A 16,650-nucleotide genomic window follows, 5' to 3' on the forward strand; every position below is an offset into this window, starting at 1 on the left:
AACTAACAAGCATTATATTGTTTCACAAATTCATCTAGTGTCACCTCTTCTCCTGAAGCATCACGCATTGATAACTCTGTACCTACAGGAAAGATGAATCCATTGCCAATAAGAAATTTATATGAATCACTATCTCGATTGTTAAATGCCAGTATCTCACCTGTTGGAAATATCATTGGGCTACTCGCTGCATTTAATAGACAGATCAATTGAAGGGTATCTTGAGCCGTCAATCTAAGTTTACAACATAGGTTCGTCACCTTGGATCTAGTCTTGAATTTTAGCTTTAAATTTTTCATGATATCTTATTTAGGGTAGTTAACAATTCTAATTATACGGACTTCAATTTATTGAACTCTATTTGTCCAGCTCTTCTGTCTACCTCTGTAATTATGGTATTGTACATTCGTTCTACCTCTTTCTTATTTGCTCCTGCTTTAACCACTTTGGGCAGAAAGAATAAATCATCAAAAGTTATAATACTACCATCTACTATTGTCGTACATGGAGAATAAGCATCATGTCTAATATTTTGAAGAGTGAACATGAGCTCGTCCGTGTGAATATTATCAAGGTTGTTTATATCGAAACTGATGTTAAGGTGTTTATTATCTTTAACTTCGATAGGTTCTTTATCTAATCGGTTACATATTTCTTCAAAAGCATCGAAGACTATATTGAGTTGAACTGGTACCTCTCTGCAAATTGGAATACCTTCATCAAATTCAGCTTCAGTAGGTTTGTTATTTATCGCGTGATAAATAAAGTCGAATTCTTCTTCCACATAATCTAGTAGGTCTTTTAGATATTTTATGTACTCGTCATCTTCCTCATATCCATCTTCCAGACCCTCTTCTATCAATTCATTTAATAGTGCTTCTGTCTTTTCTGGTGAATAGTTCACGAAACTTGTTGCACCGTTACGGACTGTCAATTTCTCTTGCCAATATATATCAGATACTCTACCTTCTGGAATAGGGATAAACTCTCGACAAAACACCCAGTTCCCGAAATCACCTGTAACAGTCATAACTCCTGATGTATTGATAAATCGAATAGCTTCCATTTTGTTATTGCCGATTCTCAATTCATGGATAGAAACCTTTCCAATCAATCCATGACAGTCCATTGTTTGAATATTAAGATTATGGTTTGAAAAATCATATTTTGTTCTTCTTCCTTTCATCTTGTTTTATTTTTAAATCAGTTGACTTAATTTGGGATTAGACTCTCTCTTATAATCGGAGATATATTTGCAAAGGATACGTTCTACCTTTCTTTTTTTTGCTTCGGCACCAAAGCTTATTCCAAGATCCTCCAGTACTTCAAAATGATCTATAAAGTTGACTTGTATCTCTTGTGTCGAATCAATAAGATCCACAGAAAAACTACAGGATAGAAGTCCTTTAAAGAAGATATTGACATTGAAATAGGTGTTGTTATTGTGGGTTTGACATAGGCATGCAAAATGGTAGCCTATTGCGTCAAATGTCCAGTGATTTGCTAATCGACTGTATGTTCTGGAAGAGAAGGTCTCTTTAGGTGCTTCTTGCAGGTGCAATCTTTGTAGAAGCTTTTCCCAATTAGACTGTTCTGGCATCTTATCCTTGACTGATATCTCTATTGTTTTGGTTGGACGTTCCTCTTCTGCTTTGGAAAGGATCTGCGATATAATGATATTTTGATATGTATGTTTCATAACTTGCTATTTTCTGCGTGATTCTCCATTCAATACAATCTGTGAAGTCATTTCACGTAAGCGATCTCTTACACGGTTTCCATATCTCGCTTCAATCTCTGTGGGTGTAAGGTTGGTAGTGATGAAGGTGAACCTTCTGGTTGCATATCTCGAACTAATGACATCGAATATTGGTCGAACAGTACTTCCAAAAACTTTATACTCTACATCCTCAATTCCAATGTCATCAATGGCGATATAGCCTTCAAGTAATCGTTTCTTTGCTGCTTCATCATTGCTTTTCATGATGGATGCAATCTCCAGAGCATTGAATATTCGAAGGTTGATCCTCTTGAGTTTAAAGATCTCAGCTACAATCTCCAGAAGCATGGTCTTTCCTGTTCCTACTGGACCACGAATAAAGAGTCCTTTGTGCAAACCATCTCCGAATCGTTCGTCTCCCAACAAGTAATAAGTCAATTTATTGAGAGCCTTTCGATTCTGGTCATCGATGATATATTCTGGAGTGTTTCTCTGTTGTGCTACCAATTGGGCAATATTCCAAATGACAGCTCCCATCTCTTTGCTTGTAAGGTCGAAACGAAAATTAGAGAGCCTCTTCTTCTGTATGGTTTGCTGTTGCGTTGACAATTGGTTGATTCGCTGAAACAGCTGATCTATTGTTTTCATAACCACCGTTTTTCAATGGGTAAAAGTCCTTCCATTCATTCTCAATCGTTTGATTAAGAATCTTCTTTGCTAACTGCAGGTCGTTGTTGCTCAACTGTAATAGCCTGTTCTCTCTTGCTTTAATCCCTTGAGGTGTTTTGATCGGTGATCCTAACAACAAGCGATGTTCTAAAAAACGATTCATAAGAGCTGCCCATTCTCCTTCGAGCGATGTTTCTACTTTCTTTTTTGGCGCAACTTTTTTCTTTGTTTTCGTTTTAGCAGAAGAAATTTTAGTACCAGAAGAGGATTTTTCAAAAGAGCCAGCCTTTTTTGTCTCTTTATTCTTGTCTATATCTTTATCTTCTTCTTTATCTATATCTAACTTAAGTGCCACCACTTTTGCGACCTCTTTTGTCCCCTCTTTTGGGTTGCTCTTTGTTGCATGTTTTGTTACTTCTTTTGCGATCGTCTTTGCCACTTGATTTGTAACCTCCTTTGTACTCTCTTCGATAGTAAGATTGTTCTTTAAGATGGTATAGGTTACATTTCCATTCGTTTTAGAGGTTGTAAAAGATATTAAACCTGCATTTGCGAGCTCTTTCTTTGCCTCTAAGAGCTTTTTACGATGAACAGTAAGATCCGCTTGTGTCTTTGCATTATTGCGCTTAAACGAGGATTTCCACGAAAGAGCATTGTTGACCTTTAGAAGATAGAAATAGAGAGCCACCGCAGTGGTACTAAATCCCACCTCCTCATGGAGAATCCAAAAGCGATTAATTAACTCTATATAACTCATAATCGGAGGTATTGAATGAATTCATCTTTGCTTATGATGTACCTTCGACCATCTTTATACATGGGAAGTGGATTATAAAAGTCATCACGTTTCCTTTGTACGGTAGATGCAGACCAACCCATAATCGCACATATTGCTCTAGTGTCCAGTATTTGAGTCGGGTAGCGGAGTATGTGAGCTTTGATATTGTCCACTTTGGTCTCATGTCGTAAACTCACCTTTACCTCTTCTATAATTCTAGGTGTGATCTCTTTGATTACTTCAGGGATTGCTTCCATGAGTACTTCGAAAATGATTTCACGAAATGCCATTCTTTGTTCTGAGGAAAGGTCTGCAGGGATTGTTTCTAAGATATTTTGTTTCATAACATCCTGTATTAATGTGTGAAATAATCGTTTTAGACCTCTGAAGGCAAGGAGTTAAGCATACGCTTGGCTCTTGCTCTTCTTAGAATATTTCTCTGGGCAACTACCAGTGCAGCTTCCAGTACTTTATCATTACAGAATGATACGAATCGATTAGATGTACAAAAGGTTCTTTGTACTGTGGATAGGGATACATTTGCCATTTCGGCAATCTCTGAGTAATCACCTCTGCGTAGATTACTCTTAATTCTTACGAGTTGGGATTTCATATGCGTTAACATATTTTACTACAAACTAATATTGTAGCTATTGATAGAGCCACTTTTTTTTATTTTATTTGTAGTTATTAGAAAATAGTAACCTCCGATCTATTGGCGGTTACGTTAATTAAAAAAGGGCAGAAAGTTTTTATTAAGTTTTTGCTTTCTTTTAATGATCTATTAAAAGGAGAGTATTATCTGATTGGCGTTTGATCGATACTCTTCTTTTTTTATTTCAACCCTAGGACTTCTCGCATTCGAGAATTTCTTGTTTTTACAACTTCTTCAATTTCATTAGAACACCTTGCTTTGATTAACTTTTTTTGTTCGCTTATTTGATTCTCAACATTATTTAGCTTTTCAATGTCAATCATCAACTCCATTTTTTTATCAAATACTCTTTGACCTGTAAGTATCAACCATATATATTGGCATGATACACCATACTTTTCAGATAATAATACTCGAGCACCTCTTGGAACTTTGGGAGCATTACAATATGATTCTCGTTTTTCATTCATTTTTTGTTTATATTTGTTATTGTAATTATTAAACAAGAATACTGTTTTGTTTATTTAAGTATATATCAAAAGTAAACAAAAGACTGTTTTTTAGCAAAAAAAAATCAATGAATTTACAGAAAAAAAATAGCTTTGAAGATTTTCCCCCATTGAGTGGGAATGAATTAAAAGAGAAAATTAAAGCTTCTGGTGTCAAGCTCATTCATATTGCTGAAAAATTAGGATTATCTCAACAAGGTTTAAATCAACGATTCAAAGCCCAAAAGGTGAAAAAAGGCTTTATTTTAGAGTTAATGGAAGTGATGAAAGTAGATCTGTCATTCTTCTTTGATGATCAAAATGAGATCAAACATAAACAGTCGGGCCTCTTAAAACGAATTAATATATACCTTTCTTGGTTAAAGTTTCAAGAAGTAGTTGAAACGAATCTAGACCTGGGACAGAAAATAGGTTTTACAAAAAACTATGTAGATCAAGTTTTAAATGGTCAGATTGATATAACCGAACTATTTGTGGATGCACTTCTTAGTCTTGATGATGGAGTAAGAAAGGATTGGTTATGGAATGGAAATGGTAAGATGTTTCTTGAGACTCCAGTACTTACTCATGAAGGGGAGTATACTATAACACAGATTCCATTTATTCCAGTAAGTGCACGTGCTGGTTTCGTTGAGAATACTTGTCAATATAGCGAACTAACCACCTTCCCAGTATATATGCAGAAGAGTGAAAAGATCGATGATTACCTCGTGGTCGAAATAGATGGAGACTCTATGGAACCTACACTACTTCCAAAAACCAAAGTTTTGATAAAACAAATACCTCCAGAGAACTGGGGATTTACTGTAGGTGTTGTCGTGGTCTGCTTTTCTGATATGATTGTTGTAAAAAGAATCACGGAGAATAAACTTCAAACCACAGGATTCTTAACGTTGCGATCGGATAATGTAGCTGGAGGAATGATGGAACTCATGGATACAGATATCATCAGCATGTTTAGAGTAATACGTATTGTAGATGCAGAAGTTCGATAAAATAATAAGGATGAAAAAAGACATAAAACTCAAAGCTTTTCAATTAATCATCGATTCTGATAGTATTAAAAGAGATGATATTATAATTTCCAATGAACCAGATGTACTTGAAAAAAACAGTAGAAGCATAAAGTACAATTACCTGTTTAATAAGAATGAAGATGTTTTGCTAATAGATGAAGCTATTGCAGCAAAATACCCTTATAGTAAAGATGCTTATGATTTTGAAAATCACATAGAATGTGAAACACCATATGATTCGAGTGTTTCTCCTTTTGATGAGCATAACTACTATATTATTGATATTAAAAATAGTACACTTTGGATAAGTGATATAAGACGTGACAAAATTTTTAAAGATATTTTAAAGCAAATATGTAGATCAAATAATATATGTATAAAAAACATATACAATAAAGAACAGTTTATACAGGCGTTAAGGTCGTTAAATACACTTAAAATGTCAGTAACCCCATCTTCTTTATTGTTTTCAAATAATTCTTTAAATGAAGCATTGTCGCAAGATGTATTTATGTATGATGCAGCCGATATTGAAATCAAGTTGAAATATGCAGACCTTTCCTTAAAAAGAAATCAAGTATCAGGATTCTTCTCAAAGAAAGACAAATTGGAAGAATTGTTAAATGATAGTTCAGTCAAATCACTTTTAATATGTGGTAAAGATAAAGATAATAGAGCAATATTTTTTAATTCGAATGCTATATCAGAAGAGTTGAGATTAAGAGTTGAAATTGATGAATATCTCATTGTTAAGAATAAAGAGCTCTTAACTGAGTTTGAAAAACGTTGATTATTCTATTCCTATTTCATACCTTTATTCAAAACTGTGAATTATGAAAGCTTTAGTTGGAACATTTCTGTTTGTCTTTTTTTCGTTTCATTCATTTGGAAACGATTCGTTTTCGAGCTTGCTTAGTTTAAATTCAATTTTTATAGGATTTGCACTAACCTCTTTAACTGTATTTGCTAATTCTCCATATTCACGACGTTTGTACAATATTGAATGTAAAGAGGATAATTCAAAAACATTATTGCATAAGTTAATTGATAAATATAAGGTTGGTGTAAGACATTATTTTTATTCAATATTATCAATTTTATTGTATATGATTTGCTTTCCAGAAAAAAGTATCTTAAACTCTTTAGTGATACATGTTGAAGAATTTAATTTTGGATTAAAATCATTTGTAGAATCATTAATTTGGACCAATACTGTATACGCATTGTTTTTAACCAAGAAGCTCCTTGAAGATCTATATAGTTTTACATTACAAAGTGGTAAAAGAACGAAGTGATCCATGTCTAGATCATTCGATAAACCTATTAGCATTATAACCTTTAACTTTATTTTTCAATCAGATCCATTTCATTTAATACAGTCTCATCAAATATCTTTGCATAGACCTGTGTGGAGTTGATATCAGCGTGTCCAAGGATACGTTGAAGTGTTTCGATACGTCCTCCAGAATTAAGAAAGATAGAGGCAAAAGTATGTCGTGCTACGTGAGTGGTAAGCTTCTCTTTGATTCCAGCAGCATCTGCGATGCGTTTTAGGTTTTTGTTATACTTCTGATTCGAGATAGAAGGGAAGAGTGTCTCACGTTCGTTATCCTTATATTTCTTGAGAATATGTTGGGGTAGGAGTAGAATAGGAACAATAAACTCCTCTTTTGTCTTTTGTCTCTTTTTTTTGATTACTGGGCGATTGTTGATCTCCAGTAAGTTTTCTTGAGTCAAAGTCATCACGTCACTATATGCAATACCAGTATAGCAAGAGAATAGAAAGAGATCCTTAGAGAGTTCTCCAGTCTCATAAGGGAGTGCAACTGCTTTTATCTTTTCAATTTCTTCAGGTTTAATATACCTAGGAACTTCACTATGATCCTTCTTGCATATCTTAAAATGCATATAGGGGTTCTCATGAGGGTTTAAATACCCCTCTTTAATAGCAGCATTTATAAATAGTTTAAGGTAGGAGTGTTGCTTTCCGATCGTAGCTATTTTATAGCCTTGTTTGTGTAGATAGTTATCAAATCCAACAATGTTTTTTAGATTGATGTCTGCCCAAACACGCATCTTGTTATGCTTCTTTATATTGGCTATTCCAGTATTTCTAGCCTTATATGTACCTACGGTGACACTGTTATCCTTTTTGTTATAGTTTTCACAAAATTGAATAAAATCATAACGATTTCCAGACTGTTTTATAAGAAGAAATTCTTCCAATATTTGAGGTGAAAGGCATGCTCCTCTATCCAAAAGTTCCATCTCTTTGTCCTCGATTCGATTCCTCAAAGAACGTATTTGATGATTCATTTTTATAGAGTTGGGGTTTTTACAAATACACTTATCTTTGTCATTCCACTCTTCTGGACGAATATATATTCCAGTCGAAATATAAGCCCTTTGACGACTTTTAAAATAGACACAAATTTGGATAAGAGCAGTGCCTTGTTTGTTTAATTTATTCTTCCTGTTGTAGATGTAACTATATCTTGCTTTCATATATCTTTAAAAAAAAATGGGTACCAAACGGGTATCACAAATGTCTTATTTTGGTCCTATTATTAAAGATACGAAAAAGTTTGAATAATCTTGTAAGTGGTTGTGTCTAAAATAAATAAAGCCCATTAAATGGGCTTTATTTTGCTTCTTGGGTGATCTCAAGGGGAGTCGAACCCCTATCATAGGAATCGGAATCCTACATTCTATCCAGTTGAACTATGAGACCTCTTTTGTATTCGAGACTCAAATATATACAATTTTTATGAAGTTACAACGGGCTAAAGTAAGATAGTCCCCAAAAGTTGGGGACTATCACGATGCTTGTAATATACCAATGAACGTCTTGAGAACTGTTCCCTAAATAGTTGTTAAAGCTGTTGTAGTGAAATGAGTCGTTTCGATATTATAACGATTTAATGGTTTCTGTTGACTCACTTCTCTACCTGTAGGTTTTAGGATATTAATTACGTTGCATCTTCACCACTGTAATAATATGTACATCTATAATCTTTGTTCTTTGTAATTTTCTACAATTTGTATATGCTTCTTTTTGCTTTCTAATTTTTGTTCTAATATAAAAATAGCTGGTTTTTATTGAGGAGAAACGTTGTACTCAGTACGTCGGTTTCTCCTCTTTTTAATAGAAAAGCTTCGATTCCCTATCCCTTTGCTCCGTTTTAGAGTTGCGGGATATATCGATGGTCCTGCTATCCATTTACCGGGGGGTAAATATCTTTTAGACGAAGTCTATGTTTCTGTTATCTCTTATCTTTCATGTCACCTACAAATAGATGTTTGTCTGTTGTCATGTATAGTGTGTTCCAAGTAGGACAAGGTAGTCCTGCACCGTTTACTAAGTTGGCTTTGGTATATGGAGCCCATGCATAGCGTGCGTATTTTGGGCTTGTTACTTTTGAATTTATCAAGATCACTTTGTCTCCTTTGATGGATGTCTGGGCTGGATGGAAGATGCGATCTTCTCCTGCTATCTCAAATCCTATCACCTCTTTCCCCTCTTTAGGGTGTAGTCCTTTGCCATATTCGAAAGAGACGATCAATTGACTGTCTTTCTGCTCGATCTTTTCCAATAGCGGTCCATAAGGAGTCACACTACGTTTGTTATAGGTGAAGTAAAGTGCTTGTTTTGCCAATCGTTCTCCAATCGGTTGTTTGTTTGTTGGATGTACATTGTTCGCATTCCCATAATCATAGGATACCACCATATGCGCATAAGGATCTTGTCTATCTAACTCGGTCTGTACATTTCGAATATAGCTCCATGATGGTCTGTTTAGCCCAGATAATTGCACATAATAGAAGGGTAGTTGAGGTCTAGCGTAGGCCGATCTCCAATCTTCTTTGAGTGTATTAAATAGGTGCGCAAACATCTCAGGATTCTCTGCATTCGATTCTCCTTGATACCAAAGAACTCCTGATATTGGGTACTTCGAAAGCATTTCCATAGAAGTCTGATACAAATAGGAGGCATGGTAAGGATGTTGTTGGTGTGGGTTGGTGGCTTTGCTAGTATTTTTGGCTGCTCTAGACTTTACCCAACTATCTACCCCATTAGAGCCTTTCCAATTGACAAAGAAATCGTAGGTGTTGGCATCGTGAGTCAAGGTATTGTAACGAATCCATGCTTCTGTTGGCGATCCTCCGATAGTATTGACAATGATCGCGGTAGGAATATGGGTGTTTTGTTCTAATGTATTTGCAAAATAGTATGCTATAGCTGAGACAGAACCGACACCATTCGATTGTGCTCTCTTCCATTTGCTAGGCAGGTAGAGCTGATGCCTGTTGATCTCGTCTAAAGTCTTTTTGCTTCAAGCAGTATTATTGGTTGGATGTGCTGTCTCCATACTATAGATATGGATGTTTTCATTGGTTGCCTTCTGGATGGCTTTCTCTCCATGCTGGCTACTTCTTAGTGGAAATGACATATTGGACTGCCCTGAGCATAACCATACATCTCCGATAGAGATCTCTTTGATATGAATCTGTTTTTTACTGGTAGAGATAGTCATCTCTTGGTCTTTTTCTACTTTCTGTTTGGGAAGATAGATACTCCACTTTCCATTCTCACGAGTCTTCGTTTGATAGCGCTCTCCTAAGAACTTGATCTTTACCTCTTCTTTTGGCGTTGCTTCACCCCATAGGTGAATAGGTTGATTGCGTTGTAGCACCATCCCATCTTGAAAAATGGAAGGGAGTGTTAAAGCAGGAAATTGATTTCCAACATATTTCGCCACCTCATGTGCTAAGAGTGTGGCACCTTTGCCATTAGGATGCAATCCATCTGTTAGTAGGTCTGGACGCGATACCAAAGGGCTATAGAAATCAATTACAGGGATGTCTCTTTGTGATGCGATATGGGTGGTGGTCTCCACTATTTGGTCATACCATGCTATTCTTCCAAGGGGGATAAAGGTTTTTAGCCCCAATACAGGTGACTCTTTACATATATAGAATTGTGGATTGGGATGATGGCTAGATGCCTTGAGTGTGTCTATCAATGCATAAAAATCGGATACAAAACGATCCCTATAGTGTGGCCAATTACGAGGGTCGGTATCATTTAACCCTAAGTGGATAACAAAGATGTCTGCATGAAATTGTAATGCCTTCTGGTATGCCTCTGTTTGAATATATGGATTGGGACCTTTTTGCATCAATCGAGCTCCACTATGTCCAAAATTTCCCACAAGAAACGAATCTCCCAACATCTCTTGAAGTTGTGTTGGGTAGTTATCATGGTCTCTATCTTTTATCGTTGCACCAAAGGTTACAGAGTTTCCAATACAAGCAACCTTTGTTTTTTCTTTGGAGAAGCTCGGGGTTGTCAATAGCATGGTCATGATAATGATACTGATTAGATGTATTCTGTTTCGTATTTTCATCTTTAGATTGTTATTCTATGGTGTTTTGCGAATGTTTTATGGAAGCCAAAATACGACAATCCGATGACGTCATGATAAGAGTGGTAGGGGGATAATTGAATCGTTTTGGGGGTAATAATTTAGATCTCTCTTTGTTTGGTGTGTGTATCTTGTTGTATTAAAATGGTTTGTGTCTGAGTAAGGTTCTGAGGGCGTAAAGGGTAAGATCGTTCTATTCTATAATCTTAGGAGAGTGTAAATGTGAGTCTAGGAGTGATGACATCTCGATTCAACCTGTGTGAAATAGCGTGAGGTGGTAGTTCTTTTGTGATCAGTATGTTAGAAATAAAGGAGAGAAAAAGGCTGTTGAAGCCGAAGGAAATTGGATAGATACCAAGGGCACTTTGCTAATTTGTGTATCTTTGTTTTATCGATTCGGGCATCATTGATGCCACTCCTTCGTAATAGAAACAGAGATAGAATATGACAAATCAACCGTTGGCAGAGAGGTTGCGACCTCAAAATTTAGATCACTATTTCGGACAAGAACATCTTGTCGGGGCACAAGGACCTATCCGTAAGATGATAGAGAATGGCAATATCTCTTCGTTTATCCTATGGGGACCTCCAGGTGTGGGTAAAACAACTTTAGCAAAGATTGTGGCACGTCTTTTAGATAGACCTTTTTTTGAGTTAAGTGCGATCAATTCAGGCGTGAAAGATGTGAGAGAAGTGATCGATAAAGCGAAGAAACAACGGTTTTTTAATACGCCAAACCCAATTCTTTTTATCGATGAGATCCATCGTTTTAGTAAGGCACAACAAGATTCACTCTTAGGGGCTGTGGAACAAGGGGTGGTCACTCTTATTGGGGCAACTACCGAGAACCCTAGCTTCGAGGTGATCTCTCCGCTGCTATCACGTTGTCAGGTCTATGTGTTGAAACATGTCGACGCTTCGGTTTTAAAGAAGATTGTACAACGAGCATTAGAGGAGGATCAATACCTTAAAGGGGTCGACATTCAGGTGAAAGAGTATGAGGCACTACTTCGGTTTTCTGGAGGAGATGTTCGTAAGCTTTTAAACATCCTAGAGGTGGTGGTCAATGCGCTCTCTTCGCAACAGAGTCAGGGTACTTTGGTGATTGATAACGATTCGGTGCAGAAGAACCTTCAAGAAAACTTGGCTCTTTACGATAAGAAAGGAGAGATGCATTACGATATTATCTCAGCCTTTATTAAATCGGTGCGTGGGGGAGATCCTGATGCCGCAGTCTACTATCTTGCACGTATGTTAGAGGGGGGAGAGGATGTGAAGTTTATCTCTCGGCGTCTGGTGATCTTGGCCTCGGAAGATATTGGACTTGCCAATCCCAATGCGCTACTTCTTGCCAATGCTACTTTCGATGCAGTGCATAAGGTAGGGATGCCAGAATCTCGTATTATGTTGTCGGAATGCACCATCTATCTTGCCACTTCGCCGAAGAGTAACTCTGCTTATAGTGCCATTAACGAGGCGATTGCAGAGGTGCGTCGAACTGGACATTTGCCTGTGCCATTGTCGTTGCGCAATGCTCCAACGAAGCTGATGTCGGAATTAGGTTATAAGAAAGATTATAAGTATTCTCATGCCTATGATGGCAATTTTGCAGAACAGCAGTTTATGCCAGAAGGGATTGAAAATAGTCGTTTTTATACGCCGCAAGACAACCCCCAAGAGAAAAAAATATTGGAACGTCTGAAGTCGTGGTGGAAATCTAGATTCTAAGAATGTTTTTAAATAGGCGGATTTTGTTTTGAAGCAGTAAGAAAAAAAATAATTTTGTTCTCTATCACTTTATTGCTAAAATCATGTCGTTATTTACAATCATTTTTATTGCTATTGGACTCTCTATTGATAGTTTGGCTGCCAGTATCTCCATGGGAGCTTGTGCCACCCGAATTCGTAAGCGGGAAGTGTTTCGTATTGCTTCTTATATGGCTTTGTTTCAGGGTGGAATGCCTGTGATTGGGTGGCTCGTTGGGAGTAGTTTTAAATCTGTCGTTCAGGCTTGTGATCATTGGATCGCCTTCTCTCTCTTACTGTTTATTGGGGGTAAGTTAATCTTTGATGGCATTCGTTTTGATGCCAACAAAGCTTGTGGTACCATGGGACACACTTCTAAATATTCTCATTGGATGTTGATGGGAGTGGCTTTGGCTACCAGTATTGATGCCATGATTGTTGGTGTTGGGTTCGCTTTAGAGGAGGTGAATATCACTCTTGCCATGGCTATCATTGCGCTGATAACTTTTACATTCTCCTCTGTTGGGGTTACTTTAGGTCGTAAGTTGGGGAACAAGATTAATAGTGGTATTGAGATCTTCGGTGGTGTGGTACTTATCGCTATTGGGGTGAAAATATTGATTAGCCATCTTTGTATGTAAAGGATTCTTTCATCGAGATGGTTTCTTGCCGTCTTTTCTTTTGGTCACAGCTCTTTGACTAGAAATTTTATAGTTATGATTATTCCAATCCTCCTCTCTCTCTTTTCATTCTCTAACACTTGGAGGAAACGATTGCCTTTCTTCTCTAAATAGCTTTTTAAATGATAGAAAGTGTTGTGCGCTTTCTATGTTTTTGCGACCTTTGTTTTTGAAAGTTTATATTAAAAAGACAAAAGTATGATTGAACAAGTCCCTAAAATAAAGCATACCGATTCAGGAAATTTTTTCCTGTTGGCTGGACCTTGTGCTGTAGAGAGCGAAGCGTTGGCAATGCATGTGGCAGAAAAGATGGTGGAGATCACCAATAAACTACGCATTCCGTATGTTTTTAAAGGCTCTTTTAAGAAGGCGAATCGTTCGAGATTGGATAGTTTTACTGGTATTGGGGATGAGAAGGCCTTGAAGATTCTTCGTAAGGTGAGTGAGACATTTGATATTCCTACTGTTACCGATATTCATACCGAAGCCGATGCTGAAAAGGCTGCTGCTTATGTGGATATCCTTCAGATTCCTGCTTTCTTATGTCGTCAAACCGACCTTTTGGTTGCTGCGGCGAAGACAGGCAAGGTGGTCAATATCAAGAAGGGGCAATTCTTGGCTGCTGGCTCTATGAAGTTTGCAGTGGAGAAAGTGCGTGAGATGAATAACCCAAATGTGATGCTTACGGAGCGTGGTAATATGTTTGGGTATCAAGATATGGTGATCGATTATCGTGGAATCCCTGAAATGCAGGAGAATAACTGTCCTGTAGTTTTGGATATTACCCATTCGCTACAACAACCAAACCAAGCAAGTGGTGTCACTGGTGGAAAACCTCAGTTGATCGAAACGGTTGCCAAAGCAGGTATTGCTGTGGGATGTGATGGTCTATTTATCGAGACCCACCCAGATCCAGCCAATGCACTTTCAGATGGTGCGAATATGCTTCACTTAGAGAAGATGGAAGCGATGTTAACTAAGCTGGTACGACTACACGAAGTGACTCGTACTTTTTAGTCAGTCGATTCAACGAAAATAACTTCCAAAGAGGGGAATGACATGTATATGTCTTCTCCTCTTTTTTATTGCGATATATATTGTCGCTTTTTTTGCCTTAGACCTGTTTGTCATATTGGATTCATTCGACTTTCATAGGGGATTGATAGGTACTTTGTCCATGGTTTGTTCATGGTTTGTTCATGGTTTGTTCATGGTTTGTTCATCGATTCTCCATCGATTCGGTGGATGAACTATGAATAAAAGGTTGACATACCATGAATAAAGGAACTAGTAAATAGGGTAGAGATATAAATTATGTGAGAACATACAACGTATATGTCCACAGATTTACACAGATTACACAGATTTTATTGGGATAATATTCTTCGTGATAATGAATTGCAAAGATTGAGTCATTTGGTTGGATATCAGTATTTATATGTAAACATGCAACGTTTATGTCCACAGATTTACACAGATTACACAGATTTTATTGGGATAATATTCTTCGTGATAATGAATTGCAGAGATTGAGTCATTTGGTTGGATATCGGGATTTATATTTAAACATACAACGTTTATGTCCACAGATTACACAGATTTGCACAAATTTTATTGGGACAATATACCATGTTATTTTAATATTTGTAGTAGTTGTGTTGCGAGATATTAGACAAGGCAGTGTCGTTGTCTCTACGGTTGGTTGCAACATTAATTGTTGTGGGAAATTGTGGTTGCATCGATAATTGATTGATGTGGGGATAATTTGTGGTAGTATTTTTATGTTTTGATAGGTTGTAGGAGCTTTCCTAGTGGTCACACTTTTGTTTGTGAAACAAACTATTATGATGATTCAAATACAATCATTTATATGCGATTCTCGCATATCAGGGCACCCATGAAGAGATGCCCCTACAAGGTTGAATGGCATATTTGCGTGGTTCTGATGAATCTGTGTTCGAGGTTGTCATTTGTCAATTGTGGTTTCTGTGCTTCGACAAGTGGCCCCTGAGCCCTTCGACAAGCTCAGGGACCACTTGTCGAAGGGCTTTGTGCTTGTACGAGACTTCGTGCAATATACACCGTTATCCATTATATGGATACAACAAACGAAAGCAGGAGCTTTCTATCTCCCAGGTGTTGACGCATTGATTGGTTGGTACACGATTTGTTGTAGCGTTATATTTTGTAGCATGTGATGAAATTGTCGCAACGAGGGCAACCACGTTGTAAATGGTTCTTATTTTCCTTTCGGAACCTGTGTTTATTTCTCTTCTATAATTGACTTTAATTTCTGGAGATGATTGTTTTGGCTTTTTAAAATGGGAAACAATCCGATCGTATGGAGAATATTGGGATCATTTTCTGGGTACTGAATAATCGAAACTTCTCCGTTATGATCTATTCGCGTGATTGTGTTGTTGTTTTTGGTGATTGTGGATATCACTCCATCATGATCAAATATGGTTGTATTGCCTGAATGCGTCCATGTTGAGATACTTCCATCAGAGTTTATAACTGTCGTAATGTTCCCACATTTTGTGATAGTGGAGATATCTCCATCTTGATTTACGATGGTGTTGTTCCCACATTTTGTGATAGTGGAGATATCTCCATCCGAATCTAAAACGGTCGTGATATTTCCGCATTTTGTGATGGTGGACACATCTCCATTCGAATTGATTACGGTTGTGATATTTCCATTATTTATCACGGTTGAATGTGTCCCATCTGCATTAACGATAATGGATTGGGCTGTTGCATAGCTGATGGAAAGAACGGATAAAAGTAAAAATAAGAATCTCATTGTAATTATGTTTTAAGAAAATAAATTAGGTGATATCTATATGGGTGAGGTGTTCCCTTTTAGATGGAATGTGTATAGTTGTATTCAAATATCAACATTGAAGTTAGTGATTTTAAGGTTCTTCCATGAATTGCGTATATGAACAAAAAGACTGGTAAACATATTCTATAGTTATTTCTTATATAAAACGCTATAGACTATGAATACCAGTAGTATATATCATTGTTTAGGATTACAAGACCAGCAATTGTTATCCACATCCTATGTTGGAGATACCATCCAACTTAAAGTTAAAACAAAAAAAGACAAACTACGTTGTAGTCGCTATAAAAGAATGCATGTTATTTGTTGTGGAGTTGTTGAACGTAGTTTCAAGGGGCCAATGATAGGCAAAAAGAAGTGCGTTATTATCATAGATGTTCAACGCCTTTATTGCAAGAAATGCAAGATCGTACGTCAGGAACATTTAAGGTTTGCAAAAGAGCAGAAGTCCTATATTCGATCTTTAGAGAAGATGGTTTTACTTCTCTCTTCTCATATGACGATTCAATCAATCAGTCGACTTTTAGATCTTAACTGGAATATTGTAAAAGATATCATTAAGTCTCACTTAAAATCAAAATAACATTCTCCTGGGCTAAAGGG

General features: G+C 36.8%; 18 protein-coding genes and 1 tRNA gene. 6 read left to right on the forward strand and 13 right to left on the reverse strand.

What is annotated here, in order from left to right; all coding sequences use genetic code 11:
• Positions 1-2: 2 nt before the first annotated feature.
• The 8 genes from K4L44_05920 to K4L44_05955 form a co-directional block, all read right to left on the reverse strand.
• Complete coding sequence (locus tag K4L44_05920; protein ID QZE15369.1) at positions 3-299, reverse strand: hypothetical protein; 297 nt, start codon at positions 297-299, stop codon at positions 3-5.
• Between the two features lie 32 nt (positions 300-331).
• On the reverse strand, positions 332-1,186 hold the full coding sequence (locus K4L44_05925; GenBank protein ID QZE15370.1) for a hypothetical protein: 855 nt from the start codon (positions 1,184-1,186) through the stop codon (positions 332-334).
• Between the two features lie 12 nt (positions 1,187-1,198).
• Entirely contained in the window at positions 1,199-1,699 is a 501-nt protein-coding gene (locus tag K4L44_05930) for a hypothetical protein (GenBank protein QZE15371.1), read from the reverse strand.
• A 6-nt stretch (positions 1,700-1,705) separates the two neighbouring features.
• Positions 1,706-2,368, reverse strand: coding sequence for a hypothetical protein (locus K4L44_05935; protein QZE15372.1), 663 nt, complete (start codon positions 2,366-2,368; stop codon positions 1,706-1,708).
• Positions 2,286-3,146 carry a hypothetical protein gene (locus K4L44_05940; protein ID QZE15373.1) on the reverse strand — a complete coding sequence of 287 codons (861 nt, stop codon included), beginning with the start codon at positions 3,144-3,146 and terminating at the stop codon, positions 2,286-2,288. The genes K4L44_05935 and K4L44_05940 overlap by 83 nt, the downstream gene beginning before the upstream one ends.
• Positions 3,143-3,511, reverse strand: a complete 369-nt coding sequence (locus K4L44_05945) for a helix-turn-helix domain-containing protein (protein QZE15374.1) — start codon at positions 3,509-3,511, stop codon at positions 3,143-3,145. The genes K4L44_05940 and K4L44_05945 overlap by 4 nt, the downstream gene beginning before the upstream one ends.
• Before the next feature lie 32 nt (positions 3,512-3,543).
• Entirely contained in the window at positions 3,544-3,780 is a 237-nt protein-coding gene (locus tag K4L44_05950; protein QZE15375.1) for a hypothetical protein, read from the reverse strand.
• A 221-nt stretch (positions 3,781-4,001) separates the two neighbouring features.
• Positions 4,002-4,292 carry a hypothetical protein gene (locus K4L44_05955; protein ID QZE15376.1) on the reverse strand — a complete coding sequence of 97 codons (291 nt, stop codon included), beginning with the start codon at positions 4,290-4,292 and terminating at the stop codon, positions 4,002-4,004.
• Between the two features lie 107 nt (positions 4,293-4,399).
• Here K4L44_05955 and K4L44_05960 point away from each other — a divergent pair, with 107 nt between their 5' ends.
• Together K4L44_05960 and K4L44_05965 are read left to right on the forward strand one after the other, a co-directional pair.
• Positions 4,400-5,326, forward strand: coding sequence for a hypothetical protein (locus K4L44_05960; protein ID QZE15377.1), 927 nt, complete (start codon positions 4,400-4,402; stop codon positions 5,324-5,326).
• A 10-nt stretch (positions 5,327-5,336) separates the two neighbouring features.
• Positions 5,337-6,137 (forward strand): hypothetical protein, encoded by an 801-nt coding sequence (locus K4L44_05965; protein QZE15378.1) that lies wholly within the window; start codon positions 5,337-5,339, stop codon positions 6,135-6,137.
• 554 nt (positions 6,138-6,691) lie between these two features.
• Here K4L44_05965 and K4L44_05970 read toward each other — a convergent pair.
• The 4 genes from K4L44_05970 to K4L44_05985 all read right to left on the reverse strand — a co-directional run bounded on the left by K4L44_05970 (position 6,692) and on the right by K4L44_05985 (position 10,755).
• Entirely contained in the window at positions 6,692-7,852 is a 1,161-nt protein-coding gene (locus tag K4L44_05970) for a site-specific integrase (protein ID QZE15379.1), read from the reverse strand.
• A gap of 153 nt (positions 7,853-8,005) precedes the next feature.
• A tRNA-Arg gene (locus K4L44_05975) sits at positions 8,006-8,078 on the reverse strand.
• 532 nt (positions 8,079-8,610) lie between these two features.
• Positions 8,611-9,660, reverse strand: a complete 1,050-nt coding sequence (locus K4L44_05980) for a sialate O-acetylesterase (GenBank protein ID QZE15960.1) — start codon at positions 9,658-9,660, stop codon at positions 8,611-8,613.
• A gap of 21 nt (positions 9,661-9,681) precedes the next feature.
• Positions 9,682-10,755 carry a hypothetical protein gene (locus K4L44_05985; protein QZE15380.1) on the reverse strand — a complete coding sequence of 358 codons (1,074 nt, stop codon included), beginning with the start codon at positions 10,753-10,755 and terminating at the stop codon, positions 9,682-9,684.
• Positions 10,756-11,217: 462 nt separating this feature from the next.
• Here K4L44_05985 and K4L44_05990 point away from each other — a divergent pair, with 462 nt between their 5' ends.
• The 3 genes from K4L44_05990 to kdsA all read left to right on the forward strand — a co-directional run bounded on the left by K4L44_05990 (position 11,218) and on the right by kdsA (position 14,216).
• On the forward strand, positions 11,218-12,501 hold the full coding sequence (locus K4L44_05990) for a replication-associated recombination protein A (GenBank protein ID QZE15381.1): 1,284 nt from the start codon (positions 11,218-11,220) through the stop codon (positions 12,499-12,501).
• A gap of 83 nt (positions 12,502-12,584) precedes the next feature.
• Positions 12,585-13,160: a manganese efflux pump MntP family protein gene (locus K4L44_05995; protein ID QZE15382.1), complete on the forward strand. Its 576-nt coding sequence runs from the start codon at positions 12,585-12,587 to the stop codon at positions 13,158-13,160.
• 237 nt (positions 13,161-13,397) lie between these two features.
• Positions 13,398-14,216 carry a 3-deoxy-8-phosphooctulonate synthase gene (gene kdsA / locus K4L44_06000; GenBank protein ID QZE15383.1) on the forward strand — a complete coding sequence of 273 codons (819 nt, stop codon included), beginning with the start codon at positions 13,398-13,400 and terminating at the stop codon, positions 14,214-14,216.
• A 1,246-nt stretch (positions 14,217-15,462) separates the two neighbouring features.
• Here kdsA and K4L44_06005 read toward each other — a convergent pair.
• Positions 15,463-16,005 (reverse strand): hypothetical protein, encoded by a 543-nt coding sequence (locus K4L44_06005; GenBank protein QZE15384.1) that lies wholly within the window; start codon positions 16,003-16,005, stop codon positions 15,463-15,465.
• A gap of 199 nt (positions 16,006-16,204) precedes the next feature.
• Between K4L44_06005 and K4L44_06010 the strand changes: the two genes are divergently transcribed.
• The gene (locus K4L44_06010; GenBank protein ID QZE15385.1) at positions 16,205-16,630 is read left to right on the forward strand and encodes a hypothetical protein; all 426 of its coding nucleotides are present in this window, start codon (positions 16,205-16,207) and stop codon (positions 16,628-16,630) included.
• The last annotated feature ends 20 nt before the right edge of the window (positions 16,631-16,650 follow it).

The sequence above is a fragment of the Prolixibacteraceae bacterium genome (assembly GCA_019720755.1).
Lineage (GTDB): Bacteria > Bacteroidota > Bacteroidia > Bacteroidales > Prolixibacteraceae > Halosquirtibacter > Halosquirtibacter laminarini.

Bases quoted from the DNA above. Each gene is read 5' to 3' on its own strand.
- K4L44_05920 (QZE15369.1), bottom strand. From the start codon at position 299: ATGAAAAATTTAAAGCTAAAATTCAAGACTAGATCCAAGGTGACGAAC.
- K4L44_05925 (QZE15370.1), bottom strand. From the start codon at position 1,186: ATGAAAGGAAGAAGAACAAAATATGATTTTTCAAACCATAATCTTAAT.
- K4L44_05930 (QZE15371.1), bottom strand. From the start codon at position 1,699: ATGAAACATACATATCAAAATATCATTATATCGCAGATCCTTTCCAAA.
- K4L44_05935 (QZE15372.1), bottom strand. From the start codon at position 2,368: ATGAAAACAATAGATCAGCTGTTTCAGCGAATCAACCAATTGTCAACG.
- K4L44_05940 (QZE15373.1), bottom strand. From the start codon at position 3,146: ATGAGTTATATAGAGTTAATTAATCGCTTTTGGATTCTCCATGAGGAG.
- K4L44_05945 (QZE15374.1), bottom strand. From the start codon at position 3,511: ATGAAACAAAATATCTTAGAAACAATCCCTGCAGACCTTTCCTCAGAA.
- K4L44_05950 (QZE15375.1), bottom strand. From the start codon at position 3,780: ATGAAATCCCAACTCGTAAGAATTAAGAGTAATCTACGCAGAGGTGAT.
- K4L44_05955 (QZE15376.1), bottom strand. From the start codon at position 4,292: ATGAATGAAAAACGAGAATCATATTGTAATGCTCCCAAAGTTCCAAGA.
- K4L44_05960 (QZE15377.1), top strand. From the start codon at position 4,400: ATGAATTTACAGAAAAAAAATAGCTTTGAAGATTTTCCCCCATTGAGT.
- K4L44_05965 (QZE15378.1), top strand. From the start codon at position 5,337: ATGAAAAAAGACATAAAACTCAAAGCTTTTCAATTAATCATCGATTCT.
- K4L44_05970 (QZE15379.1), bottom strand. From the start codon at position 7,852: ATGAAAGCAAGATATAGTTACATCTACAACAGGAAGAATAAATTAAAC.
- K4L44_05985 (QZE15380.1), bottom strand. From the start codon at position 10,755: ATGAAAATACGAAACAGAATACATCTAATCAGTATCATTATCATGACC.
- K4L44_05990 (QZE15381.1), top strand. From the start codon at position 11,218: ATGACAAATCAACCGTTGGCAGAGAGGTTGCGACCTCAAAATTTAGAT.
- K4L44_05995 (QZE15382.1), top strand. From the start codon at position 12,585: ATGTCGTTATTTACAATCATTTTTATTGCTATTGGACTCTCTATTGAT.
- kdsA (QZE15383.1), top strand. From the start codon at position 13,398: ATGATTGAACAAGTCCCTAAAATAAAGCATACCGATTCAGGAAATTTT.
- K4L44_06005 (QZE15384.1), bottom strand. From the start codon at position 16,005: ATGAGATTCTTATTTTTACTTTTATCCGTTCTTTCCATCAGCTATGCA.
- K4L44_06010 (QZE15385.1), top strand. From the start codon at position 16,205: ATGAATACCAGTAGTATATATCATTGTTTAGGATTACAAGACCAGCAA.